Annotated in this window: 21 protein-coding genes and 1 pseudogene; 11 read left to right on the top strand and 11 right to left on the bottom strand. The window is 58.3% G+C overall.

The genetic code is table 11. The features are described from left to right. Positions 1 to 131: 131 nt before the first annotated feature. The 4 genes and pseudogenes from ACA072_RS12090 to ACA072_RS12075 all read right to left on the bottom strand — a co-directional run bounded on the left by ACA072_RS12090 (position 132) and on the right by ACA072_RS12075 (position 2,857). Positions 132 to 857, bottom strand: a complete 726-nt coding sequence (locus ACA072_RS12090; RefSeq protein ID WP_497624970.1) for a methyl-accepting chemotaxis protein — start codon at positions 855 to 857, stop codon at positions 132 to 134. 132 nt (positions 858 to 989) lie between these two features. Continuing rightward, positions 990 to 1,745, bottom strand: a pseudogene (locus tag ACA072_RS12085) (MCP four helix bundle domain-containing protein); the annotation flags it as partial. 155 nt (positions 1,746 to 1,900) lie between these two features. Next, the gene (locus tag ACA072_RS12080; RefSeq protein WP_497624504.1) at positions 1,901 to 2,260 is read right to left on the bottom strand and encodes a hypothetical protein; all 360 of its coding nucleotides are present in this window, start codon (positions 2,258 to 2,260) and stop codon (positions 1,901 to 1,903) included. Between the two features lie 36 nt (positions 2,261 to 2,296). After that, the gene (locus ACA072_RS12075; protein WP_497624503.1) at positions 2,297 to 2,857 is read right to left on the bottom strand and encodes a MarR family winged helix-turn-helix transcriptional regulator; all 561 of its coding nucleotides are present in this window, start codon (positions 2,855 to 2,857) and stop codon (positions 2,297 to 2,299) included. A 133-nt stretch (positions 2,858 to 2,990) separates the two neighbouring features. Between ACA072_RS12075 and ACA072_RS12070 the strand changes: the two genes are divergently transcribed. Genes ACA072_RS12070 through ACA072_RS12060 form a run of 3 tightly spaced genes read left to right on the top strand, consistent with a single transcriptional unit; the run spans position 2,991 to position 4,274 of the window. Continuing rightward, entirely contained in the window at positions 2,991 to 3,731 is a 741-nt protein-coding gene (locus ACA072_RS12070; protein ID WP_497624502.1) for a hypothetical protein, read from the top strand. Then, on the top strand, positions 3,731 to 3,991 hold the full coding sequence (locus tag ACA072_RS12065; protein ID WP_497624969.1) for a DUF2024 family protein: 261 nt from the start codon (positions 3,731 to 3,733) through the stop codon (positions 3,989 to 3,991). Before ACA072_RS12070 ends, ACA072_RS12065 begins: the two co-directional genes overlap by 1 nt. A gap of 4 nt (positions 3,992 to 3,995) precedes the next feature. Beyond that, the gene (locus tag ACA072_RS12060) at positions 3,996 to 4,274 is read left to right on the top strand and encodes a Rho-binding antiterminator (RefSeq protein ID WP_497624501.1); all 279 of its coding nucleotides are present in this window, start codon (positions 3,996 to 3,998) and stop codon (positions 4,272 to 4,274) included. Positions 4,275 to 4,291: 17 nt separating this feature from the next. Here the strand turns inward: ACA072_RS12060 and ACA072_RS12055 are convergent, their stop codons facing one another. From ACA072_RS12055 to ACA072_RS12045, 3 genes are all read right to left on the bottom strand, one after another. Continuing rightward, positions 4,292 to 4,723 carry a DNA methylase gene (locus ACA072_RS12055; protein ID WP_497624500.1) on the bottom strand — a complete coding sequence of 144 codons (432 nt, stop codon included), beginning with the start codon at positions 4,721 to 4,723 and terminating at the stop codon, positions 4,292 to 4,294. A gap of 17 nt (positions 4,724 to 4,740) precedes the next feature. Next, positions 4,741 to 5,013: a hypothetical protein gene (locus ACA072_RS12050; protein WP_497624499.1), complete on the bottom strand. Its 273-nt coding sequence runs from the start codon at positions 5,011 to 5,013 to the stop codon at positions 4,741 to 4,743. A gap of 209 nt (positions 5,014 to 5,222) precedes the next feature. Continuing rightward, a complete protein-coding gene (locus ACA072_RS12045) occupies positions 5,223 to 6,200 on the bottom strand; it encodes a TerC family protein (protein ID WP_497624498.1) in 978 nt (325 codons plus the stop codon). 387 nt (positions 6,201 to 6,587) lie between these two features. On the opposite strand from ACA072_RS12045, the gene ACA072_RS12040 reads away from it, so the two are divergent. From ACA072_RS12040 to katG, 5 genes are all read left to right on the top strand, one after another. Beyond that, the gene (locus ACA072_RS12040; protein WP_497624497.1) at positions 6,588 to 7,490 is read left to right on the top strand and encodes a universal stress protein; all 903 of its coding nucleotides are present in this window, start codon (positions 6,588 to 6,590) and stop codon (positions 7,488 to 7,490) included. A gap of 342 nt (positions 7,491 to 7,832) precedes the next feature. After that, positions 7,833 to 9,131 carry a sialidase family protein gene (locus ACA072_RS12035; protein ID WP_497624496.1) on the top strand — a complete coding sequence of 433 codons (1,299 nt, stop codon included), beginning with the start codon at positions 7,833 to 7,835 and terminating at the stop codon, positions 9,129 to 9,131. Further along, positions 9,128 to 9,742 carry a hypothetical protein gene (locus tag ACA072_RS12030; protein ID WP_497624495.1) on the top strand — a complete coding sequence of 205 codons (615 nt, stop codon included), beginning with the start codon at positions 9,128 to 9,130 and terminating at the stop codon, positions 9,740 to 9,742. The genes ACA072_RS12035 and ACA072_RS12030 overlap by 4 nt, the downstream gene beginning before the upstream one ends. Positions 9,743 to 9,773: 31 nt before the next feature. Further along, positions 9,774 to 11,810: an LTA synthase family protein gene (locus ACA072_RS12025; RefSeq protein WP_497624494.1), complete on the top strand. Its 2,037-nt coding sequence runs from the start codon at positions 9,774 to 9,776 to the stop codon at positions 11,808 to 11,810. Positions 11,811 to 12,183: 373 nt separating this feature from the next. Next, the gene (katG, locus tag ACA072_RS12020) at positions 12,184 to 14,439 is read left to right on the top strand and encodes a catalase/peroxidase HPI (RefSeq protein ID WP_497624493.1); all 2,256 of its coding nucleotides are present in this window, start codon (positions 12,184 to 12,186) and stop codon (positions 14,437 to 14,439) included. A 75-nt stretch (positions 14,440 to 14,514) separates the two neighbouring features. Here katG and ACA072_RS12015 read toward each other — a convergent pair whose 3' ends face one another. The 4 genes from ACA072_RS12015 to ACA072_RS12000 all read right to left on the bottom strand — a co-directional run bounded on the left by ACA072_RS12015 (position 14,515) and on the right by ACA072_RS12000 (position 18,683). Further along, positions 14,515 to 14,916 carry a fe2+ zn2+ uptake regulation protein gene (locus ACA072_RS12015; RefSeq protein ID WP_497624492.1) on the bottom strand — a complete coding sequence of 134 codons (402 nt, stop codon included), beginning with the start codon at positions 14,914 to 14,916 and terminating at the stop codon, positions 14,515 to 14,517. Between the two features lie 87 nt (positions 14,917 to 15,003). Further along, complete coding sequence (locus ACA072_RS12010) at positions 15,004 to 17,232, bottom strand: TonB-dependent receptor (protein WP_497624491.1); 2,229 nt, start codon at positions 17,230 to 17,232, stop codon at positions 15,004 to 15,006. 133 nt (positions 17,233 to 17,365) lie between these two features. Then, positions 17,366 to 17,767: a transcriptional regulator gene (locus tag ACA072_RS12005; RefSeq protein ID WP_497624490.1), complete on the bottom strand. Its 402-nt coding sequence runs from the start codon at positions 17,765 to 17,767 to the stop codon at positions 17,366 to 17,368. Positions 17,768 to 17,792: 25 nt separating this feature from the next. Next, the gene (locus ACA072_RS12000; protein WP_497624489.1) at positions 17,793 to 18,683 is read right to left on the bottom strand and encodes an HpcH/HpaI aldolase/citrate lyase family protein; all 891 of its coding nucleotides are present in this window, start codon (positions 18,681 to 18,683) and stop codon (positions 17,793 to 17,795) included. A 610-nt stretch (positions 18,684 to 19,293) separates the two neighbouring features. Here ACA072_RS12000 and ACA072_RS11995 point away from each other — a divergent pair. From ACA072_RS11995 to ACA072_RS11985, 3 genes are read left to right on the top strand one after another with little or no spacing between them, the layout of a single operon-like run. Next, complete coding sequence (locus ACA072_RS11995) at positions 19,294 to 20,688, top strand: Y4yA family PLP-dependent enzyme (protein ID WP_497624488.1); 1,395 nt, start codon at positions 19,294 to 19,296, stop codon at positions 20,686 to 20,688. Positions 20,689 to 20,703: 15 nt separating this feature from the next. Then, complete coding sequence (locus tag ACA072_RS11990) at positions 20,704 to 21,747, top strand: PLP-dependent cysteine synthase family protein (RefSeq protein WP_497624487.1); 1,044 nt, start codon at positions 20,704 to 20,706, stop codon at positions 21,745 to 21,747. Between the two features lie 28 nt (positions 21,748 to 21,775). Beyond that, positions 21,776 to 22,924 (top strand): NAD/NADP octopine/nopaline dehydrogenase family protein, encoded by a 1,149-nt coding sequence (locus ACA072_RS11985; protein ID WP_497624486.1) that lies wholly within the window; start codon positions 21,776 to 21,778, stop codon positions 22,922 to 22,924. Positions 22,925 to 22,947 lie beyond the last annotated feature (23 nt).

The raw sequence follows: 22,947 nt of genomic DNA, 5'->3' as shown, positions 1-22,947 counted from the left end.
GCAAGCCCGCTCCCACATTTGATCTTCGCTGAACACGGAATTTGTGTTCGATGCGGATCACATGTGGGAGCGGGCTTGCTCGCAAAGAGGCCCTCACCATCACCGAAAATCAATTGATCGGCACACCAGCCTCAAAGCCGAAACCGATCCACCGACTGCGACAGCTTGCCCGCCAAAGTCGACAGTTCATCAGTCGTCGAAGCCGTCTGTCCAATCACCTTGCTGTTGCCTTCCGACATCCCCGCAATCATGTCCACCTGATGAGCAATTTCGTTACTGGCCAGGCTCTGCTCACCGATGGTGCGGGTGATGTCGTTCACCAGCTCGGTGGTACTGAGCGTGGCTTGGAGGATTTCGCGGATGGCGCGTTCGACGTCGGCGGTCACGGCCATGCCTTTGTCGACCTGCGCAACGCCCGCCTCCATGCTGGTCACCGCCTCGCGGGTGCTTTGCTGGATGCGCGAGACCATGCTGGCAATTTCCTGCGTGGAGGCGCTGGTGCGTCCCGCGAGGCTGCGGACTTCGTCGGCCACCACGGCAAATCCACGGCCCTGCTCACCGGCGCGGGCGGCCTCGATCGCGGCGTTGAGCGCCAGCAAATTGGTTTGATCGGCGATGCCCTTGATCACCTGAATGATGCTGAAAATCCCCTCGGACTCCTTGTCCAGCGTGCGGATCACCTGGGCTGACTGCTGCGCCGAACGCGCAATGCCGTCCATGTCATTGACCACCTGATGGATCACACGACCGCCATCCTTGGCCAGGGCCTCGGCCTGATTGGCCATGTTCAACGCGCGTTCGGCGTGGCGGGTGATTTCCTCAATGCTGGCGGTCATTTCACTGGCGGCGGCAGCCATGGTGCTGGCGGCGACGCTCTGCTGCTGGCTGCTGTCGGCGACCTGATGGCAGCCGCTGCTCAACTGCACGCTCATGCCACTGACGCCATGGGCGTTGCTGCGAACCACCTCGATCATGCCGCGCAAATCACGCTGCATGGTCGCCAGGCTGCGGATCAACGCACTGGCCTCGTCCTTGTGGGTCGGTTCGACAATAGGCTCGCTCAGGTTGCCATGGGCGATGCTTTGGGCAATGCGGCTGGCAGTCTGCAACGGCCCCATGATGCTCAGAATCACCCAGCGTCCCTGGATGAGCAGCAACAACAGGCTGGCGATCAGCACGATACCCAGCGTGAAGTTGGCGCTGCTGATAGCCTGCTCGGTACCTTGGCTGGTCTGTTGAGTGTTGGTTTCGATCAGCTCGCTGAGGGCCGCCATCTGGTCTTCCAGTAGGCTGAACGCGGTATTGAAGGTGTCCAGTTCCTTTTGCGCGGAATCCGGGTTTTCCAGGGCCAGCCCGACGATGCGCTCGGCCGCACTGATGTAGGTGTCGAGGCTCGGCTTGACCTTGTTCAGGCCAGTCTTGATGGTGTTGTTGACCGGCAGTTTGAGATTTTCACCCAGCACCTCGCGAAAATGCGCCGCATGTTCCTCGATGGAACTGCGCACCTCGGCTTTGCTGCTGGTGCTTTTGCCCAGCCCGACCACCATCGCGGACAGCACATCGGCGCGCAGTGCGTCGTGCATCATGTCGGCTTCGAGGTGATTGCGCAGCGCGGTCATGCTGACCTCGTTGTCCTTCACCGCTTCCGCCATCCGGGTGTTTCCCACGTAACTGACCAGGCTCACGATCAACGCGGTGAGCAAGCTCGTACCAATCAGCAGCAACAAGCGTAATTTTATAGACATGGGGTAGCCCTCTCGGTACGTCGCTTTTATGAACACGTTATCGGCTGCGTCGGCCAGTCTTTGAAGCCGGACGCCGGACTTTCGGTGTTTTGCGACATGCGGTAGGTGCTACCTGGACCTGGATTGAGTCAAAAGGCTGTTGGTACGAAGAAGAACTAACGCTTGCGCGCCAGACGCTTCTGCCAATTGCCGCCATTGGCACGCTGGCATTGCTCTTCAGAATCAAACTGCACGTGGGCTGAAACCGGGCTGACGAGAACATCTGCTTCGCTTAACGCGATGGCCGTCAGTTCGACCATGCGCTCGCCCTGCCCGCTCGCCAGCGCTTGATTCATGTTGGCTTGGGTGTCGAAGACCCAGACAACCCTCAGGCTGGAAGGAAATTCGTTGAAATCGACTTCGTGCGTCAGCCATTCAAATCCGACGATTTGCGCTTTGGCCGTTTCGCACGCCTCAGTCAATGTGGCAATCAGGCGGCGTTCGATGTGTGCCTGATCGCGTTTGCTTAAAATCATGGGGAATCCTTGTGTTGTCGCAATGCTAGACCGCTCTCAATCGTGCACGCCTTCGGGCACTTTATGCTCCCTGCAAATCAAACCGGTTTCGCCGGATTCCAGGGGTTCCTGAGTCAGTCCACAAAAAGCCCCGCCTGCCACGGTCTGATGGAAGTGGCAGCTTCGGCAAAGCCCGAAGCTCGGTACATTTTCCCCTCGCTGGATATTCCTCAACAGCTCCAGCAACAACCCTTCCAGATCCTGCGATCGAGCGCCCATGCGCTTGGCGGCTGCGACCAGAAAATCCGGTGGCATCACCTCGTCCAACAAGGCTCTGGCCGGTGCAGTCAGTTCCAGGTGCACGCTGCGCTTGTCCTTGGCATCCGGGGTCTTGATCAGCAGCCCATGGGTTTCCAGCGCCTTGAGCGATTGCGACACCGTGCCCTTGGTCAGTCCCAGGTACTCGGTCACCGCCAACGGCGTGTTGGAGTAGCGATTACAGCGCCCCAGATACAGCAGCGCGCTCAATTGAATCGGCTGCAGATCCGTCAGCTTCGGGTGCTCGCGAAACCAGACGCGCGTCAGGCTCGACAGTCTTTCCAGCAGATCGAACAACACGGGGCAATTCCAGATCAAGGGTGTTGATAAATAGTATCGGATAAAAACCATATTGACAAAAGTCAGCCTTGGCTTAGGCTAGTCAGTATCGAATCGAAACTATAAGTCACGATCAACCGAGATGGAGGTAATTATGAAATCTGCACTGGCACTGGCCATGAGCACGTTGCTGATAGCACCGGCATGGGCCCACGATTCGGCAGGCATCAGCAGCAAGAAGAGCACGACTGACGCTGCGTTCGATCTTGTCCATACCCGTGTCTTCAAGGAAGGCAACAACCTGGTATTCGAACAATTGGTCGACGGCAAGGCCGGTAGTCGGGTGCCGACAGCTAAAGGGGCGTTCGCGGGTGCGGACGTCTACAGCTATGTCTGGCCGACCAGTCTGGACAGCGCAACCGTCGGGTTTGACGCGAAGTCAGGCATTCTCGCCTTGGCACTGACCTCGCACCCGGACTTCGACGACACCCCGCAACTGGACGAAAACAAGGACGGCAAGAAGGACAACGACGGTGGTTTGTGGCATTCCCACTGGGTGGTGCTGACCAAAGATGAAAGCTGCGGCCCCGGAGGCCTGAAAGTTCGCGACATCCCCAAAGATGCCAAACCCAAGCTACCGGCGACCTGGCCGGGTGCGCCGATCTACATCGACTCCCCCGGCTACGACCTGAGCGTCGAGAAAAACGCCGCGAAAATTCGCGTGCCGCTGGCAGCCGTCGGCTTCCCTGAAAGCTTCAACTATGACGGCGTCACCGCGGCCCTGAAGGTCAATGCCGACCTGCACAACCCACTGCTTTGCGTGAGCAGCGTCTATGACATTGCCTCGGGCGACCTGTCCCTGCCCGGCACCTGGAAACTGAAGGAGAGCAAATGATGAGCGTTAAAGTGTTCGATACCCACGTGCGCACCAAAGATGGCCGCTACCTGCATTTCGACGTGTTGATCGACAGCAACGACCCTGAACTGGCGAAGTCCTACGCCCGGCGCTTCCTTGATGAACAGGGCGTTCAGGACGAAGATATTTCCCAGAATGAATGCCGGTTCTGCCACGTTGAACCGACGAACCCGGTCGTCGCAGAAGCGATCAGCAAGCAAGGTCATTTCATCATCAAACTGCAAGGTTGCCAGGAGTAACGAGATGAACGCGTATCAGCCTTTGAACTGCGATCTGCACGACTACCTGGAGATCGCCTGCCTGCACGGTTATCGACTGGATATCGAACTGAACGGCGGCGCACGCCTGGTCGCCAAAGCGCTGACGACGCGAACCTCCAGCGACAAGGAAGAGTTCCTCTGCCTCGAAACGGCTGACGGTCCGCAGGAAATCCGTCTGGATCAGTTGCTGGCCGTCACGCCGCTGGACGCCAATGCGCCGTTCGGGCGGGTGGTGTTTCAGGGAGCCGTTTGCAGTTTTTGAGCACCCCCCTGGGTGATTCAATACAGCACGGCCCCGGCATCACGCATGAAAATTTCGAGGGTCTTGGGCCCTACCCCTTCGAACGCCGCCAAGCGCTTTTCGAACGCCTGGCGGTTTTCACTGGCGCGCTGAATGTTGCCGATCTTCCCGGCGTATTCTTCTTGCAGTCTGGCGCTGAGCTTCAGCAATCGCCGGGCCGTGGTTTCGTCGTAGCGCACGTAATGGGCTTCGCCCAACATGGCGACCAGTTGCCGATGTGTGCAGTGCCCAAGCTTGAGTGCGGTATCTCGCGTATGTTTTTCGACGATGACGCGATACGCCTGCACGGCGATTTCCGCCTGAATCCGCTTGCCCATCAGAAAGCTGGCGATGAACCATTTGAACAGCGCACTTTCGCCCTCGTGCTTCAGATCGATGCCCAGATCAGTGGCGCTGATGGTTTTGTTCATGCTGCTACGCGGTTCAATCAGCCACTCCCCGTATTCAGCGTTCGGTGATAATCCTCGCCTGCGATCGCGCGCAGATACGCTTGATCCGCCTCAACCCTGAGATCGCGCCACTCCTGCCAACTCACGATGCCCAGGCGATCCATCTCGTCAGACTGACGAATCAGTTCTTCGTGATAGGCGTCGGGACACTCCATGCGCAGCCTCAAGTCCTCAAGAGCGTAATGCCAGGCGTTGAGCGCTCGCAGCTTTAGCTCTTGAGCCGGTGTCAGCAGATTGGCAAACGAGTGCATGGCAGCGTACCCCGGCAGTTCTTTCAGAATGGATCAACCCATCCTGAAAGCGGTTCAGGTACGCCGACCAAAGGCAGGTTTTTCAAGGCTGCGCCCCAAGTGTGAGGCGCTGTCCAGACACGCATAAACCATCGATTACCAAGAATTCGGGTAGGTCGTTGATTTCCGGTAGCCCGAGTCAAAACCGCATCAGCGCCAACATCTCTGATTCATCTTTGTTCTCCCGTAATCCGTGTTTTGCTCTTCGTCAACGTCAGGCTCAACAGTACCGAAATCAATATGATGCCGCCGACTGTGGTCAGCGACCATTGGATCGGCACGTGCCACCACGGAGCGACCAGCATCTTGCCGCCGATGAACACCAGTACGATGGCCAGACCATATTTGAGCAAGTGGAAGCGTTGGGACATGTCGGCAAGCAAAAAATACAGTGCGCGCAGGCCCATGATGGCGAAGATGTTGGAGGTGAACACAATGAAGGGGTCGGTGGTGACGGCGAAGATAGCCGGGATGCTATCGACCGCGAACACCAGGTCGCTGGCTTCGATCAGTACCAGCACCAGGAACATCGGCGTCGCCCAGCGCAGGCCGTTCTGACGCACAAAGAAGCGCTCGCCGTGAAAGCCGTCGGTGATGCGAAGATGGCTACGCAGCCAGCGCAGCAAAGGGTTCTTTTCGAGGTCTGGCTGCTGGTTGGCAAAGATCAGCATCTTGATGCCGGTGATGACGAGGAAAGCACCGAACACATAGAGTAGCCAGGCAAATTCCTGCACCAGCCAGACACCGGCGAAAATCATACCGGCGCGCATGATGATGGCGCCGAGCACGCCATAGAGCAGGACGCGGCGCTGCAACTCTGGCGGCACGGCGAAGTAGCCGAAGATCATCACGAAAACGAACATGTTGTCGATCGACAGCGACTGCTCGATCAGGTAGCCCGTCAGGAATTCGAGCGTTGTACGCTGGGCCACTTCCGCGCCGTACATGCTGCGCAGATACCACCAGAGCAGGACGGCGAAGACCATCGCCAAACTGGTCCAGGCGATGACCCACGCCAGCGCTTCGCGCACCGAAACCCGATGCGCCTTGCGTCCGCCGAAAACGAACAGATCCAGCGCCAGCATGGCAAGGACGAACACGATGAAGGCGGCCCACATCCAGGATTGGCCGACGCTGATGGCGGTCATTTACTGTCTCCGCATGAAGCAGCAATAGGCTGGAGGCGTCATGCTAACGAGCCAGTTACATCAACAAAAATCGTTTATTCGTTGCGAATAGTTCGTTTTTTACGAAGTATTGATTCAGGTGCTCAACTAGCGGCAATCGCATTGGTTCTGCTCCGTGGTCAAGGCGGTTGGCATGGCGCGCGGTTACAGCAGTCCCCTCTCCTGCTCGTTCGTGATGAAAAGGTCTGCTACACCCTTCGACAGGCTTGGCAACTGCTAAACCGGTGATGCAGGCGTATATTGATAGTGTCGATCCAGGTAGTTGAGGCGATAAAAGATCGCCAATGGTGAGACAAGCGAGAGTGCTGGGGGCGCTAGCGGATAACCCGGAACGTCTGGAGGTGCCACATGAGGCAGTATCAACGACTCTTTCTGATAGCAGCTCCAACCATGCGTCACTCGCCGGCGATGGAGCGGGCAATCGCACTGGCCGACGCCACAGGCGCAGCACTGCATATCGCAGTGTTCATCGAAGACTTCGACCTTATGAGGTTGATGAGCAACAGTGAACAACTTCGTGAGAGTTGCCGGCAAGAGAACCAGCAGTGGTTGACGGATGAGGCCGAACTCCTGCGCAGGAAGGGCATCAATGTGACCACCGAAGTCGTTTTGACCCGCGACCCGCTGCAAGAGATCCTTGAGCATGTGGCTGAAATGCAACCGGACCTGATTATCAAGGACGTACACCATGTATCAGCGCTCAAGCGCGCCTGCATCACGCCTTTGGATTGGCAGTTGTTGCGTGAATGTCCGACTGCTATACATCTGGTCAGCGAAGTCAGGTGCCCGCTTCCTCGGGTGATAGTGGCGGCGGTTGATCCATCCCACCCAGAAGGTCAGATCAGCGGAATCAACGACAGCGTCATTCAGGCGGCGAACGAATTGGCGGCGCAATGTGATGCTGAGTTACACATGCTGTATGCCTATGAACTGACACACACACATTTTTCGGATGCCGGTGCTGGCGCCGTGACGATGCCAGGCTTCAGCAACGACGTACGCCGGTCACTTGAAAAGTGCTTCGTTGCCTTGGCTGGACGCCACGGCGTGCCACCTGAGCGACAACACTTCATTGCAGGGCCGCCAACCAAAGCGATGGCCGACTTTGCGACTCATACTCGAGCGGATGTCTTCGTAATGGGGAATACCCATCACAAAGGGGTGGAAAAGCTGGTTGGCAGCACAACGGAGCATGTTCTGTATCGGGTGCCTTGCAGCGTTTTGGCCATCAAGGGTGAAGCGGATCAATAAACGAAAAAACCGTCACTATTGCAGCCGACTGACCCTCGATTATCGAGTATTCAGGTAGGTCTACGATTTCCGGTAGCCTGGGCGACGAAGCCGGAACAAACAGCCCAAAACCCGATGACTCTCTTGTGACGGCCCTGACTTTTGCGACCAACGGCGGAAAGCCCCCCGACCAAACATAATCCCTCTAGGCCAACACTCTCAGCCCCTCAATCAAACCCCGCGCACCGACATGGCCGCTTGCTACAAATACCTGCTTACAATTTAGCCAATCATAAAACCCGATCGTGTACTACCGAGTGTTACGTTGAGCGCCTAATCGGGCCATGAAATGCCAACGTAGTCATGCGCATCAAACTTCCAAGTATTCCTGCCTTCTGTGCCTACCTCGCTCTGTCCTGCCTTTTTGCGACCGCGTGGTTGATCAATCCTGCCAATACGCATTCTTCCTTTGCGCTGATCAGTCCAGTGATGGCAGTGGCCGGCAAAGTGGCCGAACCCATTTATACCAGTCGATTCGCCTCCTCCGGGCTGGTGGATTTCGTGCATTCCTCGGCGGTCACCGCCTTGCCCGACGGCAGCCTGATGACGGTCTGGTTCGCCGGTTCCCGCGAAGGCGCCGCCGATGTGCAGGTGCGCTCCGCCCGGTTCGATTCGAAAACCGGCGAATGGGGGGCGGAACAGGTCTTGGCAACTCGGGATTCGACCCAACAGGGCACCCGAAAATATATTCGCAAACTGGGCAATCCGGTGGTGGCCCTCGCACCGGATAATCGCGTGTGGTTGTTCTACGTATCGGTGTCCATGGGTGGCTGGGCCGGTAGCGCGGTCAATGTGATGGTTTCCGACGACTTCGGTGAACATTGGTCCGCTCCGCGCCAACTGATCACCTCGCCCTTTCTGAACATCAGCACCCTGGTCCGCTCGGCGCCGGTGTTTCATGCCGACGGCTCCATCGGCCTGCCGGTCTACCACGAGTTTCTGGGCAAATTTGCCGAGTACCTCTACCTGAGCGCCGACGGCGATGTGATCGACAAATTCCGCATCAGCCACGGCATGAATTCCTTGCAGCCCACGGTGGTTCCGCTGGATGGTCAGCGCGGCATCGCCTTGCTACGGTATGCCGGCAACACCCACCACAGAGTGCTGGCGGCCCGCACCGAAGATGCCGGCCAGACCTGGAGCGAACCTTATCCGCTCGATCCCTCGAACCCGAATTCCTCGCTGGCAGCCGTCGCGACGCCCGAACACGGCTTGCTGGTGGCACTCAACGACCTGCAGGAGGGGCGCTTCAAGCTGAGCCTTTACGGGACCGACGCCAAAATGGACGATTGGCGCTCGCTGCGCGACCTGGACAAATCACCTGATCCACAAGGCGCTCCGTTTTCTCCCGAGGCCTACAAGGAGATCATCGGCCGGGAGTTCCGCGGCTCCAGCGGCGCGCGTCGCCAACCGCTGGAAGCAGAGTTCCTGGATAACCTCGACAACCGTGTCTGTAAAAACCAAGGGTGTGAATTCGAATACGAATACCCCTACTTCATCCGCAGTCCTGACGGCATGTATCACTTGGTTTATTCCTGGAACAACACCTTCATCAAGCACGTTACTTTTAACGATGCATGGCTCAACGAGCGTCTCAAATGATCAGCCTGTGGCAAGCCCATGTCAGCTTCGCAATGATCATCTTCCTGATGCTGCCTTCGTTCGGCCTGTCCAGGGCCTGGCGGATCACGCTGTTGGCCACGTTGCTGGCAGCCAGCTTCATATCAATGGAAGGGTTATCGTTGGCCGCGTATTTGCGCAGTCACATTGATGACCTGGCGATCACCACTCTGGTGTTCATGGCGTGGGGCTGCCTGCGGCGGCTGGACATGCTGCCAACGGCGCGGGGCAAAACCGGCGTATTGATCCTCTTCGCCGTGATGGCCCTGGTGCTGTATCCGGCCACACTGGGCATGAGTGATGTGGACCCCTATCGCCTCGGCTACAGCCCGCGGCCCATGTTGATTTTTTTCGCCCTGCTCACACTGGGCCTGTTTTACCTGCGCAATGGCCTGGCCGTCTTGATGCTGGCCAGCGCAACCCTGGCCTTCATCGCCGGGATCAAACCTTCGCAAAACTATTGGGATTACCTGGTCGATCCGCTGCTGGGTCTGTATTGCTGCGGCGCATTGCTGATGCTTGCCGTACGCTGGACGTATCGCCGCTCAAGCAAGCGCCATAGTGCAATGAGCGACCAGATTAAATCCGTTTGAGATTTAACGACTTTTTAACAGGGGAACAGGGATGGGTTGGCTGCACTCGAGACGTTTACATTATTGGCTAGGCGCTACAGCAATTGCGTTTGTGCTGTTTGCACTGCTGAGAGTGGTGTTTTTCTTCGGCTTTTCCGGGTTCGAGCCCAAAGCCCTGAGCGACACACAAGGCGTCTGGGAAACCCTGAGCATCGGCTTCCGTTTCGATCTGCGCCTGGCCATCCTGATGATGTTGCCACTGGCGTTGCTGGCCTGGATTCCCCGCTGGAACCTGCTCCGCAGCCATCTGCTAAGGCGCATCGCACGCGTCTACCTGGTCGCAGCCCTGAGCGTACTGCTGCTGATCTACATCATCGATTTTGGTCATTTCGCCTACCTCGGCGTGCGCATCAACGCCACCGTCCTGCGCTTCATCGAGGATGCGCAAATCTCCCGCGACATGGTCTGGCAGACTTACCCGGTGATCTGGATTTCGCTGGGTTGGCTGGCAACAATTGCGTTTGTGACCCTGGCACTGGTGCGTCTGGAACGCGTCACGCTGGATCGCCCGCGCAAAGTCATTCACCCGCTCTCCGCAACATGGGGTGGCGCGGTCATGGTCGTTCTGGTGCTGCTGGGCATTCTGGGGCGTGTCGAAAACATGAACCTCGAAAACCCGGTGCCGTTGCGCTGGAGCGATGCGTTCTTCTCGGGTAATAACCAGATGGCCGCGCTGGGCCTGAACCCGGTGTTGTTCCTCTACGACACGGTCAAGGTCGGCCAGTCGCGTTACGACGAAGCGCAAGTGCGTGAACATTACGCGGTCATGGCCAATTACCTGGGGGTTGAAAAACCCGATCCGCAGACCCTCGATTTCGTCCGGCACCAGGCGCCACAACCGTACAAAATCCCGGGTTCGCGTCCGCCGAACGTCATGTTCATCATGCTGGAGTCGCTGGGCACCAGTGCCGTCGGTGCCTATGGCAACCCGATCAATCCGACGCCCAACCTTGATCGCCTGGCCACCCAGAGCTGGTTCTTCGAACACTTCTACGTGCCCGTGACAGGTACCGCGAAAACCGTCTGGGCCAGCATCAGCGGCGTGCCTGACGTCACGCGTCAGGAAACCGCAACACGCAATCCGCTGATCACCAAGCAGAACACGCTGATCAATGCCTTCACCGGTTACGAGAAGATCTACACCATCGGTGGCAACTCCGGCTGGGCCAACATGAATGCCCTGATCCGGCAGAGTATCGACGGCGTGCGCTTGTTCGAAGAACGGGACTGGAAATCGCCGGTAGTGGATGTCTGGGGCATTTCCGATCTGGACCTGTTCAAGGAAACCGATCAGATCCTGCAAGCACTGCCAAAGGACAAACCGTTCTTTGCCTATGTGCAGACAGCCGGCAATCACCGCCCGTTCACGATTCCCAAGAGCAATGACGGCTTTGAGGTCAAGCACCCTACCCTGGCGGAAGTACAGGCCGCAGGATCGCGCAGTGTCGAGCAGTACAACGCCGTACGCTTGCTGGACTTCAACCTCGGACGCTTGATGGAAATCGCCAAGGCCGGTGGCTGGTATGAGAACACCATTTTCGTGATGTTCGGCGACCACAACACCCGGATCGCTCAGATTCCGTTTCTCGCACCGGCCTACGAGCAACTGGGCCTGGAAAGCAACGCGGTGCCGATGATCATCCATGCACCGGGCTTGATCGGGACGCGCAAGGTCAAGGAAGCGGTCGGCCTGGTAGACTTGCTGCCCACCGTGGCGGGTATGGCCGGTCTTGAGTTCCGTAACAGCGGCATGGGCCGTGATATCCAGCAGCCTGCGCCCGAGGGTGAACGTGTGGTGCCGTTGGTATTGCGTGAAGGCACCTTCCCGCTGATTGCCGGCGTGACTCAACACTACATGGTGCAGATGGAGCACGATGGCAGCTCGCCGACCCTTCACGACCTGGCCTCCATGACGCCACTGGACAACGTCGCCGAGAAAAACCCTGAAGAGTTCAAGCGCCTGTCAGCGCTGACCCGCGCCATGCATGAAACTTCAAGGTTGATGCTGTACCAGAACGTTCGCAAGTAACCGTTCACGCCCTGCAAACCCGCGTCTATGCTTTAGATAGACGCGGGTCCTCCCCGCAACATCCGTAAAAGAATCTGCCTATCATCGCCCAATACTCCACCTATTAGCTGACTCCCCAAGTGGGGTCTAACCTGTATCCAGCGCTGGCGGAACAAGCTGGCCGGTTTAGTGCTGATAAGGAGACAGGAATGAGTCCGAAGCTTGACTAGGCCACCCGTGGGCCACCGCCGCTGTCCAGATTTCCCGTGTGGTCCAGACAATCAGTTGACCCAACTGTTGGTCCTGCAGCCTATGTCATTGAGTTCGCTCGTTGCTATCTAACGCCCACCCCGGGCCGATAGCCGGATGAAACACGACCAAAGGTAGCTCACACATGGCAAATGAATCGAAATGCCCGTTCAATCACGCCGCTGGCGGTGGCACAACGAACCGCGATTGGTGGCCGAACCAACTGAATCTGAAGATCCTGCACCAGCACTCGTCCCTGTCCGACCCCACGGACGAGGGTTTCAACTACGCCGAAGCATTCAAGACCCTGGACTTTGAGGCGGTCAAGCGCGACCTGACGGCGCTGATGACCGACTCCCAAGACTGGTGGCCGGCCGACTTCGGTCATTATGGGCCGCTGTTCATTCGAATGGCCTGGCACGCCGCAGGCACGTACCGCACGAGCGACGGTCGTGGCGGCGCCGGCTCCGGTCAGCAGCGCTTTGCACCGCTCAACAGCTGGCCGGATAACGTCAGCCTCGACAAGGCGCGCCGGCTGCTCTGGCCGATAAAGCAAAAGTACGGTCGTAAAATTTCCTGGGCTGACCTGATCGTCCTCACCGGCAACGTTGCGCTCGAATCCATGGGCTTCAAGACCTTTGGTTTTTCCGGTGGCCGTGCGGACGTCTGGGAACCGGATGAAGACGTCTACTGGGGTTCGGAAAATAAATGGCTGGGTGGTGACACCCGCTACGGCAAAGACAACGAACCGATGCAGGAGCCCGGCGAAGGTCCGCTCGTTGCCGAGCCGGGGGAGAATGAGGAAAGCCGTACCGAACAAGGACGCAACCTGGAAAACCCCCTCGCCGCCGTGCAAATGGGCCTGATTTACGTGAACCCCGAAGGCCCTGAAGGCAACCCGGACCCGGTCGCTTCGGCCAAGGACATCCGTGAAACCTTCGGGCGCATGGCGATGAATGACGAAGAGACCGTGGCGCTGATCGCCGGCGGCCATGCCTTCGGCAAAACCCACGGCGCCGGACCTGCCGACAACGTCGGTGCCGAGCCCGAAGCCGCCGGCCTGGAAGCCCAGGGCTTTGGCTGGAAGAACAGCTTCGGCACCGGCAAAGGCCCGGACACCATCACCAGCGGCCTGGAAGTGACCTGGACCACCACGCCCACCCGGTGGAGCAACAACTACCTGGAAAACCTGTTCGGCTTCGAGTGGGAATTGAGCAAAAGCCCGGCCGGGGCGCACCAGTGGGTCGCTAAAAACGGCGCGGGTGCCGGCACCATTCCGGATGCTCATGATCCGTCCAAACGGCGCAACCCCACCATGCTGACCTCGGACCTTGCGCTGCGCTTCGACCCGATCTACGAGCCTATTTCACGGCGTTTCCTGGAAAATCCAGACCAGTTGGCCGACGCCTTCGCCCGTGCCTGGTTCAAGCTGCTCCACCGAGACATGGGCCCCCTCTCCCGCTACCTCGGCCCGGAAATGCCCAGCGAAGAATTGCTGTGGCAAGACCCGATCCCAGAGGTCGATCATGCGCTGGTCAACGACAGTGACGTCGCCGCGCTCAAGAGCAAAGTGCTTGCTTCGGGCCTGAGCGTTTCGCAGCTGGTATCAACGGCGTGGGCAGCCGCTTCCACTTTCCGTGGCTCCGACAAACGTGGCGGCGCCAATGGCGGTCGTCTGCGTCTGGCGCCACAGAAATTCTGGCAAGCCAACCAACCTGATCAACTGGCGAATGTGCTGGCGAAACTCGAAGGCATCCAGAGCGAGTTCAACAACAGCGGCAAGAAAATCTCGCTGGCCGACCTGATCGTGCTGGCCGGTAACGCGGGCGTCGAACAAGCGGCGAAAAATGCCGGGCACAGCGTCACGGTGCCTTTCACACCGGGGCGGGCAGACGCCTCGCAAGAGCAGACGGACGTCGAGTCTTTCGGCTTCCTCGAACCCATCGCCGATGGCTTCCGTAACTACCTCAAGTCCCGCTACAGCGTGTCAGCCGAGCATCTGTTGATCGACAAAGCGCAACAACTGACGCTCACCGCACCAGAAATGACCGCGCTCGTGGGTGGTCTGCGCGTATTGAACACCAATGTAGGGCAGACAAAACACGGCGTGTTCACCCAGCAGCCAGAAGCGTTGACCAATGACTTCTTCAAGAACCTGCTGGACATGGGTGTGGAATGGAAACCGACCTCAGAGGCAAACGAAGCGTTTGAAGGACGTGATCGCAAAACCGGTGAAGTGAAGTGGACCGGGACCCGTGTTGATCTGGTCTTTGGCTCTCATGCGCAGTTGCGGGCGCTGGCTGAGGTTTACGCGAGCAGTGACGCGAAGGAGAAATTCGTGAAGGACTTCGTGGCGGCGTGGACCAAGGTGATGAACCTGGATCGCTTCGACGTGAAGTGATGCGATTGTTGAATCCGTAAGGCTTGAAGGGGCCACCCCGACCCGGTGATACGGGTCGGGGGAATCCCTCTGAACTCACCTGCCTTTATAGGCTGCTGAGTCTTCGCGATCCGAGTGCGTATCCAGTATCGCGATTGCCTGCTCAGTAAAACAGTAACTCTTGTCGGCCCCAAAAACGATGACACCCTCGTCACAGAGACGCCTGAGCACTTCCCGCACGCTGATAAACGCTAAATCGGTTGAGAAGGATTGCAGATAGGAATGCACTCCGCGCACACCGATGGGCGTTCCTTCCCTCGCGGCGACCAGCAAGGCATCAATCACCTTCAAGCGAATAAGGCTGGTGCGCAATCCGTAATAGCGCAGCAACGCCCGGATATGCTCATTGGAACTGCGCTCGAACTCGAACGCCCGATGAGCAGTCGTCGATTGGAATTTCAAGGGGGCGAGGGTCGCCGATGCTGAGGTGTTTAACATTCGAATACTCCTTTTCAAAAACTGTCAGGCATCAAAAAATGCCGTCGCGGCTATTCACCAAGCGTTGTCGCCGACGACCCGTCCCCATCAGAAATCGACCGTAGCCGACAGCTGCAGCGTCCGCGGATAACCCGGGGAGAACGCACCATACGAGGCGACGCCAGACCAGTACTCTCGATCGAAGACGTTCTGCACCGTGGCGCGGAACGTCGTCGGTCGACCTTCGATTTTGGTGGTGTAGCGAGCGCCTGTGTCGAAGCGCGTCCAGGCATCCAGCTCCTGGGTATTGGCCTGATTCACATATTGGCTGCCGGTGTAGATCGCGCCGCCAGTGAGCGTGAAGCCCTCCAGCCACGGGGTGTCCCATTCGGCCCAGAGGTTGGCTTGTACGTCGGGCACGCCCACCGGTTCGTTGCCCCGGTTAGCGGCTGTGGCGGAATCCGTCAGTTCGCCATCGAGGAAGGTCACGCCGCCCATCAAGCGGGTGCCCGGCGCGACTTCGCCGAACATGCTCAGCTCGACGCCACGGTTGCGTTGTTCTGCCTGTACCGAGAACACGTTGCCAGCGCCGATTTCGCCGCTGGGCTTTTCAATCTGGAACAACGCCAGGGTGGTCATGAACCTACCATGCTCGTACTTGACGCCGAGTTCGTGTTGCTTCGACTCGTAAGGCGCGAAGGTTTCGCCGGAGTTGGCGGCGGTGCCCGGTGCAATATCACCTTTACTCAAGCCCTCCACATAATTGTAGTAGAGCGACACGTCTTCCCAGGGTTTGACCACCACACCCACCAGCGGCGTCGTGGCGCTGTCGTCATATTTGGAGCTGACCGAACCGGTCGCGGTGTAGTTGCGCGACTCGATGTCCTGTTTACGCACGCCCAAGGTCAGCTGGATGCGGTCGTCCAGCACGGACAGGGTGTCGGTCAATGCCACGCCAGACAACTCCGACTCGGAAATGCGCAGCACCTTTGGCGCGTTGATGAATTGCTCGGGCACCTCCACCGGGTGGTAGATGTTCGAATTGATCGCCGTGCCGTTGGTGATGCCCCGGGACAGTTCGTCCTGATACCGGGTCGCCATCAGCGTGGTGGTGTGGGTGACAGGCCCGGTGGCGAACACGCCACGGATACCCACGTCGGCGGTCGAGCGATCGACGTTGAATTTGTAGTAGCCGGGAATGTTGCTGGTGTCGCCTGCGTTGTTGAGGATTCTCGGCACCTGGTCGGACTTGCGCTCGACGTCTGCCTTGCCGCCACCGGCATGGGCGAATACGGTGACCGCGTCAGTCAGGTCATATTCGCCGCCCAGCAACGCCGACTGCTCCCGGGTGTCGGACCATCCCCAATCCTGCGTATTGTTGGTACGACCATTGGGCGCAGAAGGAACATCGATGCCCGGCGCCACTGTGAAGGGCCGCGAAGGTGCCTCGAAGCTTTCTTTCTGGCTGATGAAGTCCAAGTTCAGGCGCAGACGCTCCCCTTGATAATCGAGCGCAATGGCCCCGATGTCGACCGATCGTTCCTGATCGTCAACGGCGGTATCGCCACCTTGTAGGCTGCCGTTGAAGCGCACGCCGAACTGATTCTCGTCACCAAAACGACGGCTGATATCCAAGTGACCGCCCGCTTGCGAGTCCGACGCGTAACTCGCGGTAAAGCGCGTCAGGTCTTCGGCCAGTGGCCGCTTGGGAACGATATTGATCACGCCGCCGACACCGCTGTTCGGCGAGATCCCGTACATCAGGGCACCCGGCCCCTTGAGCACTTCGACACGTTCGGCATAGTCGGTGAACACCCGATAGTTGGGCGCCACGCCATACACACCGTCGAAGGCCAGCTCGCCCAGGTTGCCTTCGCCCACCGCGAAACCGCGAATGAAAAAGGAATCGACGATGCCGCCGGTTTGACCGGTGGAGCGCACTGATGGATCTCGTTCCAGGGCATCGGCAACGGTCACCGTTTGCAGGTCGGCCAGTGTCTTGGCGGTGTAGCTGGTGACGCTGAACGGCGTATCCATCACATCCTTGTTGCCCATCATCCCCAGACGCGCACCGCGAGCAACCTGGCCACCGGCAAGGACGCCCGGCAGTGCGGTCGGGTTGTTGTAATCGGCAGTGACGTTGGTAGCGCCGAGCGTCAGGTCATCGGCATTCGGGTTTACGGAAGTGTCAGGTGTCTTGGCGGCGTCAGCATCCTGTTGCTGTTGGGCGGCGGCCCAGGTGTTGGCGCTTCCTGCGACCAGGGCAAAACTCAGCATGGCGGTACGAATGGCCTGCGTTAACGCGCGCTCACCGCATGGTCGACTGGCAACGGACATGACGTAAGGATCCTTTTGGGCAAGAGAAAATGGTAATCACTCCTATTGCCAGTCGACCCTCGAAAAAGTATCACCCTCTCTTCGAAAATTTTTGCGCCCCTCGGCCGTAAAGCCGAGGAGCCTGCCCGGTCAATCACGCGTACAGGCAGTCCAGCGGTATCGCGATCACCGGCAGGGCCGGGTCGAACGCATGCCGCGTGGTCTTGTACGGAAACAGCTCGCCACGGGCGATCGTGGTGAAAATCCGTGCCACCTCGAACGTGTGCCCGGTTTGCCAATGCCGCACACAAACGCGCGGGTCGGCGTAATCGAGCTGGATGCACGGCACCCTTTTCAACCCCAGCTGCAGCGCCGCATTGAACCGGTGATTGCCGTCCATCACGATGCCTTTCGAGCGCTCGACGATGATCGGTTCCAGCCAATGCCCGGCGCGGATGATGGCCTCGCGCAGCAACGCCACATTGGCGGGATCGACCTGCTCCGACTGCAGCACCTCGCACAATGGCCGCAGCGCAATCTGATAACCGTGCCCCATGATTCATCTCCTGTTCGACGAAGGTTCAGCAGGCATCTGCCTTGGCGACCAGCGCGTATCGGCTGGCCACGTCCAGCAGGCGCTGTGCGTGTTCGATGAGGGGCAGATCGACCATCTCGCCGTCCACTTGCACCGCATGACTGCCTCCGGCCACGGCGCTCAGGACTCGATCCGCCCAGGCCAGCTGACGCGCATCAGGCAGGAAGGCTCGCTGGACCGTACCCAACTGTGCGGGATGGATGCACAGCTTGGCGCCAAACCCCAGGGACCGGGCGTAATGCGACTCCTGCGCAACCACCGTCATGTCACTGATCGCCGGTGTCACGCCATCGATCGGTGCCGGCAAATCGGCGGTACGCGAGGCCAGCACAATCCGGTTTCGAGCGAACAGAAACGCTTCGGGGATCTGGCTGCAATTGATGTCCAGGGAAAAATCCAGTGAACCAAATGCCAGGCGCGCCAGCCCGGGTATTGCGGCAATGTCCTCGACCTGTTGCAGGCCTTTGGCGGTCTCGATGATGGCGACGATCTTGAGTTCGGGGTTCCAGGCCAGCAGGTCTTCGACGACCCGCGACAGGTCCTCGGGGCGTTCCGCCTTGGGCAGGAAAATACCCGCGCAGCGCTCGGGATAACGCATGTCCCTGAGCCAGGTCAGGTCCTGGCGAAAGAGCGCACTGCTGACACTGTTCAGACGGATGTAACGCTGGCAGCGGACAGTCGGCGTGCTCTCCTGCCAAGCCCAGATTGCGGCTCGCGCAGCAGCCTTGCTTCCCGGATGAACGGCATCCTCGAGGTCAAGAATGATCGCATCCGGAGCCGAATCGACCGCTTTGGAAAAACGCTCGGGACGATTGCCTGGAACGAACAGGTAGCTGATGGGAAGCGTGGCTTGGGTGCTGAGACGATCAGTTGTCATGAATCTCTCCTGGGCATGCATCAGTCGTGGGTTTTAAAAAAATTTCGGGTATCGGGATCGTTGAATTTCCGAGCCTGGAAACGGCGTGTTGCATCAACCCTCAACGCCTTGTTCATCAAGGTTTTAAGGTGATTTTTTATGCAGGAACGAATGCTTGCAAGAGCGGGCAAATAATCGCTTTTGCACTCTTGCTCAACGAGTGGGTATCCAAAATATTTGAAAACCTTACTTGATAATCGTTCGCGTTAGCAATATTGTTCTCGCCGCCAAGAGAAACAATTCTTGAATCAAAGCAAGCGTTCATGTTCACGGAAAGTACAGAGCAGTGGTGTCATTTGAATATCAGCTGCTGGCACTTTACAGGGGGTCGGGCCATCTATTAATGGCCGATCAATCTGTCCCTATAAACCTTATGGAATGGGGTTCTCATGCAATTGTTTTGTATAGCATTTATTACGATTATTACCCCTGACACATTCTCGGGTTTTGTCTGGGATCCGCCTCCTGAATCATTAAGTGCTCGTACCTGACGAGCGCAAAGATTACATCTGTCGATAACGCTTAGTTGTCGAAATATGAATGGCCAGATTTTCGATGCCAGGGGTTAACTATGCCTATTACAATTGCGCCACCATTAAATGAGCAGGTCGAAGTTCATCAGCCAGAACTGCTTAAACCGCTGCTCGACCCGGTGGTGGCACAACTGATTCACCATTATCCACAAACAATTCTGGAACTGGTGTCTCAATACGGATCGCCCTTGAATCTGGTGTGGCCACATGCCTTTGAGCACAATACCGGCGCCCTCTTGGCGGTGTTGAAACAGCACGATGTGCAGCACGCTATTTTCTATGGTGCCAAAGCCAATAAATCACAATGCCTGCTTGGCGCGGCCTCAAACGCTGGCATCGGCATCGATGTTTCAAGCCTCCACGAAATGGACGCGGCGCTGCGGACCGGCATGCCTGCGCAACGTTTGTGCGCCACGGGACCGGCCAAAACCACGGTGTTTCATCGGGCGTTGGTGCAGGCCGGCTCACTCATTTGCGTGGACTCGCTGGAAGAATACGATCAACTCACAGCACTGATCGAATCCATGCCGGAGCTTGTGAAAGCCAGGGTTCTACTGCGTTACAGGCCACAGAGCTGCCCGGCGAGCCGATTCGGGATGGGCGCGCAAGAGATGCTTCAATGCCTGCAACACCTGACTGACCACCGCGAAACTTTCCACTTTGAAGGTTTCCATTTCCACCTCGGCGGCTATGGATTCGAAACCCGGGTACAAGCCTTTCGTGAGGTGACCGGATTCGTCGAAGCCGCGCGGGAGATGGCGTTAAACCCGACCATGATCGACATCGGCGGAGGCTTGCCGATGCGTTATGTCGAGCCTCAGGCCTATAGCAGTTTTTTACAAAACGATAATAAGCCGAGCAACTATGAAAACCAGAAAGTTCCAGCCTCTTTTTACCCATACGGCAGCAGCCTGACGGCCTGTCAGTGGCTGGCCTTATTTCTCGAAGCTGATTATTCAGCAGGACAGTCCATTGCAAGCTATTTGAAAACCCAGCAGATAACGCTGGCACTGGAACCCGGCCGAAGCCTGGTAGACCAGGCCGCCATTTCAATATTTCGTATTACCCGCACCAAACAGCTGGCCGACAACAAAACCGTCATCTTTGTTGAAGGCAGTAGTTTCAGTGCCTGCGAAACGTGGTTCTCATCCGAATACCTCGTCGATCCGATACTTGTCAGCACCCGCCAACTACCGCACAAATCGGTAAAAGCCTACATCGCCGGTCACAGTTGTCTGGAGGACGATGTCATCACCCACCGCTTGATCAACTTCAGTACTTCACCGCAAGCAGGTGACTTATTGATTTACGTCAACACCGCCGGTTATCAGATGGACTTGCTGGAGAACGAGTTTCATCGCCATCCCCTGCCCCGGCGATTGATGGCGACCTGTTGTACGGAAGGTAACTACGCGTTTTCACCGGACTACTAGAAGGGAATATTTCAAATGATATTGAATAAAGTCTCGGACCTTATTGGCAATACGCCAATATTGGGTATTGATGTTCCAGATACAAACGCCAGGCTGTTGCTCAAGATTGAAAAGAACAATCCCGGCGGCAGCATAAAAGACCGCATGGCACGCAACATGGTGCTGGCGGCGCTCAAGTCCGGAAGGCTGAAACCGGGTGGCGTGGTCGTCGAATCGTCTTCCGGCAACACCGGCATCGGCCTGGCCATGGCGGCCGTCGAGTTCGGCCTGCATTTCATCGCCGTGGTCGATCACCACGCGGCTCAAGACAAGATCGCCGTGATGAAGGCACTGGGCGCTGAAGTCCGGTTTGTCGCCGGGACCTATCGCGAAGATGAAGTCGCCGTGGTCGAGCGCCAACGGTTAGCGGCCGAACTCGCGGCGCAGATTCCGGGCGCCGTGTTCATGAACCAATCCGACAATGCCGCCAATGCCGGCGGGTATAGCGACTTCGTGCGCGAAACCATTGCCCAGGCCGAAGGTCGCGTCGGCGCCTACGTCGGTTGCGTCGGCACCGGCGGCTCGATGACAGGGATCGCTCGCGGGTTGAAACTGCACAACCCCGACACCGTCACTGTCGCTGTCGAACCGGCCGGTTCCATCGTCTTCGGCCATCCCGGCTATCCGTACTATCAATCAGGCACCGGCACCCCGGCCGGGGACACCGTGGGCCTGGTGCTCGACTACAGCTGCATCGACCTGGGCGTGCAAGTCACCGACTCTCAAGCCTTCGAAACGGCACGGTACATCGCTCGCAACCTGGCCTTGCTGGTCGGAGGATCAACCGGTGGTGCGATTTTCAAAGCCCTGGAACTGATCCACAAAGGCGTGCTGACCGGCAACGTCGTGGTGCCGATAGCCGATGGCGGCGAAAAGTACCTGCACACGGTATTCGACGATCAATGGCTGGAAGAGCGCGACTTGCTGGATCCGGATGTCGCGCCGCAGCTGGATATCTGGCTGGGCAAAACCCAGTGGCTGGACTCGGTCTCCACGCCTCTGCAATTGAGCGTCGCATGACGCTTCTCCCACACAGGAACGCCTCTCAATGAAACCGCTGAAAGTCGCCATCTGTGGCGGAGGCAGGACCGGTCACCTCAATGCCATCCTGTTCAAACAGCTGCCCAACGTTCAGGTCTCGATGCTCACCAGCAACCTGGAGATCGTCGACCAACACACTCGCCACACGCCGATGCAGGCGTTGATGCCGGACGGCTCGACGCTGAGCGCCCGGCTGGACCGGGTGACCACGGACGCCAGCGCCGCGGTCGAGGATGCCGACATCGTCATCATCACCGTGCCGGCCCATGCCCGACCACACACCCTGCAAGCCATCGCGCCGCATCTGAGTTCGAGCAAACCGGTGTACATCGGCGCGATTCCCGGCTTCTGCGGTTTCGACTGGCTGGCCGAAGCCACGCTGGCCGACCGGCCGAACCTGGTGATCTGGGGCATGAAGGATGTCCCGCACACGGCGTTCGACCTCAAGCCCGGTCTGTCGATCAAAATGGGCGGCGGCAAAAGCCAGCTGTATGTGGCGACCCACGCCCGCGAGTCGCAAGCCTCCCGCCAGCACCTGCACGAAATCCTCTCCGTACTCTACGGTCCATGCGTGACGATGCTCGACAACTACCTCGAAATCACCCTCACCCCGGGCAACCCGATCATGCACAGCTCGGTGATTTACGGGCTGATCGGGCCCTACGGCCAATGGCATCGCAAGATCTTTCCCCAGCGCATGTGCTGGTGGACCGAATGCCCCGAATTGGGCGCCTACTTCCTTGAGCGCATGGATCAGGAAAGCCAGGACTTGTGCGCCGTCATCAGCCAGCGAATGGGCGTCGACCTGTCTTCGGTCAAATCCCTGAAACAGGAAATCGTCGAGGCGTACGGCGAACAGATTCGCGACCAGAGCAGCATGCTGTCGATCCTGCGTACCAATCAGGCCTACAACGACATCCTCGCGCCAATGGTGCCCGCCGATGACAACCGCGCCGGTTACGTCATCGAACGCGAGAGCCGCGCCTTCAACGAAGACGTCGCCTACGGCCTGGTGCTGCTGGTGGAAATGGCCAGGCGTTTCGAGCTGAAAGTCCCCTACATCGAGGAAGTCCTGCACTGGAGCGTTTCCTACATGCAAGGCCTGCGCGACTCGGCGCTGGATTACTTCCCAAGCCACTGGCCACGCACGGCATGACTCGCGCCCTCGCCTCTTCATTT

The sequence above is a fragment of the Pseudomonas sp. LBUM1656 genome (assembly GCF_059716065.1).
Note: the sequence above shows the minus strand (reverse complement) of the source record. Positions and strands in the feature narration are given on the sequence as shown.

What these genes read in the sequence shown, in the direction of transcription:
- ACA072_RS12090 (WP_497624970.1), bottom strand. Translation starts at nt 857, where the DNA reads ATGGCTGCCGCCGCCAGTGAAATGACCGCCAGCATTGAGGAAATCACC.
- ACA072_RS12080 (WP_497624504.1), bottom strand. Translation starts at nt 2,260, where the DNA reads ATGATTTTAAGCAAACGCGATCAGGCACACATCGAACGCCGCCTGATT.
- ACA072_RS12070 (WP_497624502.1), top strand. Translation starts at nt 2,991, where the DNA reads ATGAAATCTGCACTGGCACTGGCCATGAGCACGTTGCTGATAGCACCG.
- ACA072_RS12065 (WP_497624969.1), top strand. Translation starts at nt 3,731, where the DNA reads ATGAGCGTTAAAGTGTTCGATACCCACGTGCGCACCAAAGATGGCCGC.
- ACA072_RS12060 (WP_497624501.1), top strand. Translation starts at nt 3,996, where the DNA reads ATGAACGCGTATCAGCCTTTGAACTGCGATCTGCACGACTACCTGGAG.
- ACA072_RS12055 (WP_497624500.1), bottom strand. Translation starts at nt 4,723, where the DNA reads ATGAACAAAACCATCAGCGCCACTGATCTGGGCATCGATCTGAAGCAC.
- ACA072_RS12050 (WP_497624499.1), bottom strand. Translation starts at nt 5,013, where the DNA reads ATGCACTCGTTTGCCAATCTGCTGACACCGGCTCAAGAGCTAAAGCTG.
- ACA072_RS12045 (WP_497624498.1), bottom strand. Translation starts at nt 6,200, where the DNA reads ATGACCGCCATCAGCGTCGGCCAATCCTGGATGTGGGCCGCCTTCATC.
- ACA072_RS12040 (WP_497624497.1), top strand. Translation starts at nt 6,588, where the DNA reads ATGAGGCAGTATCAACGACTCTTTCTGATAGCAGCTCCAACCATGCGT.
- ACA072_RS12035 (WP_497624496.1), top strand. Translation starts at nt 7,833, where the DNA reads ATGCGCATCAAACTTCCAAGTATTCCTGCCTTCTGTGCCTACCTCGCT.
- ACA072_RS12030 (WP_497624495.1), top strand. Translation starts at nt 9,128, where the DNA reads ATGATCAGCCTGTGGCAAGCCCATGTCAGCTTCGCAATGATCATCTTC.
- ACA072_RS12025 (WP_497624494.1), top strand. Translation starts at nt 9,774, where the DNA reads ATGGGTTGGCTGCACTCGAGACGTTTACATTATTGGCTAGGCGCTACA.
- katG (WP_497624493.1), top strand. Translation starts at nt 12,184, where the DNA reads ATGGCAAATGAATCGAAATGCCCGTTCAATCACGCCGCTGGCGGTGGC.
- ACA072_RS12015 (WP_497624492.1), bottom strand. Translation starts at nt 14,916, where the DNA reads ATGTTAAACACCTCAGCATCGGCGACCCTCGCCCCCTTGAAATTCCAA.
- ACA072_RS12010 (WP_497624491.1), bottom strand. Translation starts at nt 17,232, where the DNA reads ATGTCCGTTGCCAGTCGACCATGCGGTGAGCGCGCGTTAACGCAGGCC.
- ACA072_RS12005 (WP_497624490.1), bottom strand. Translation starts at nt 17,767, where the DNA reads ATGGGGCACGGTTATCAGATTGCGCTGCGGCCATTGTGCGAGGTGCTG.
- ACA072_RS12000 (WP_497624489.1), bottom strand. Translation starts at nt 18,683, where the DNA reads ATGACAACTGATCGTCTCAGCACCCAAGCCACGCTTCCCATCAGCTAC.
- ACA072_RS11995 (WP_497624488.1), top strand. Translation starts at nt 19,294, where the DNA reads ATGCCTATTACAATTGCGCCACCATTAAATGAGCAGGTCGAAGTTCAT.
- ACA072_RS11990 (WP_497624487.1), top strand. Translation starts at nt 20,704, where the DNA reads ATGATATTGAATAAAGTCTCGGACCTTATTGGCAATACGCCAATATTG.
- ACA072_RS11985 (WP_497624486.1), top strand. Translation starts at nt 21,776, where the DNA reads ATGAAACCGCTGAAAGTCGCCATCTGTGGCGGAGGCAGGACCGGTCAC.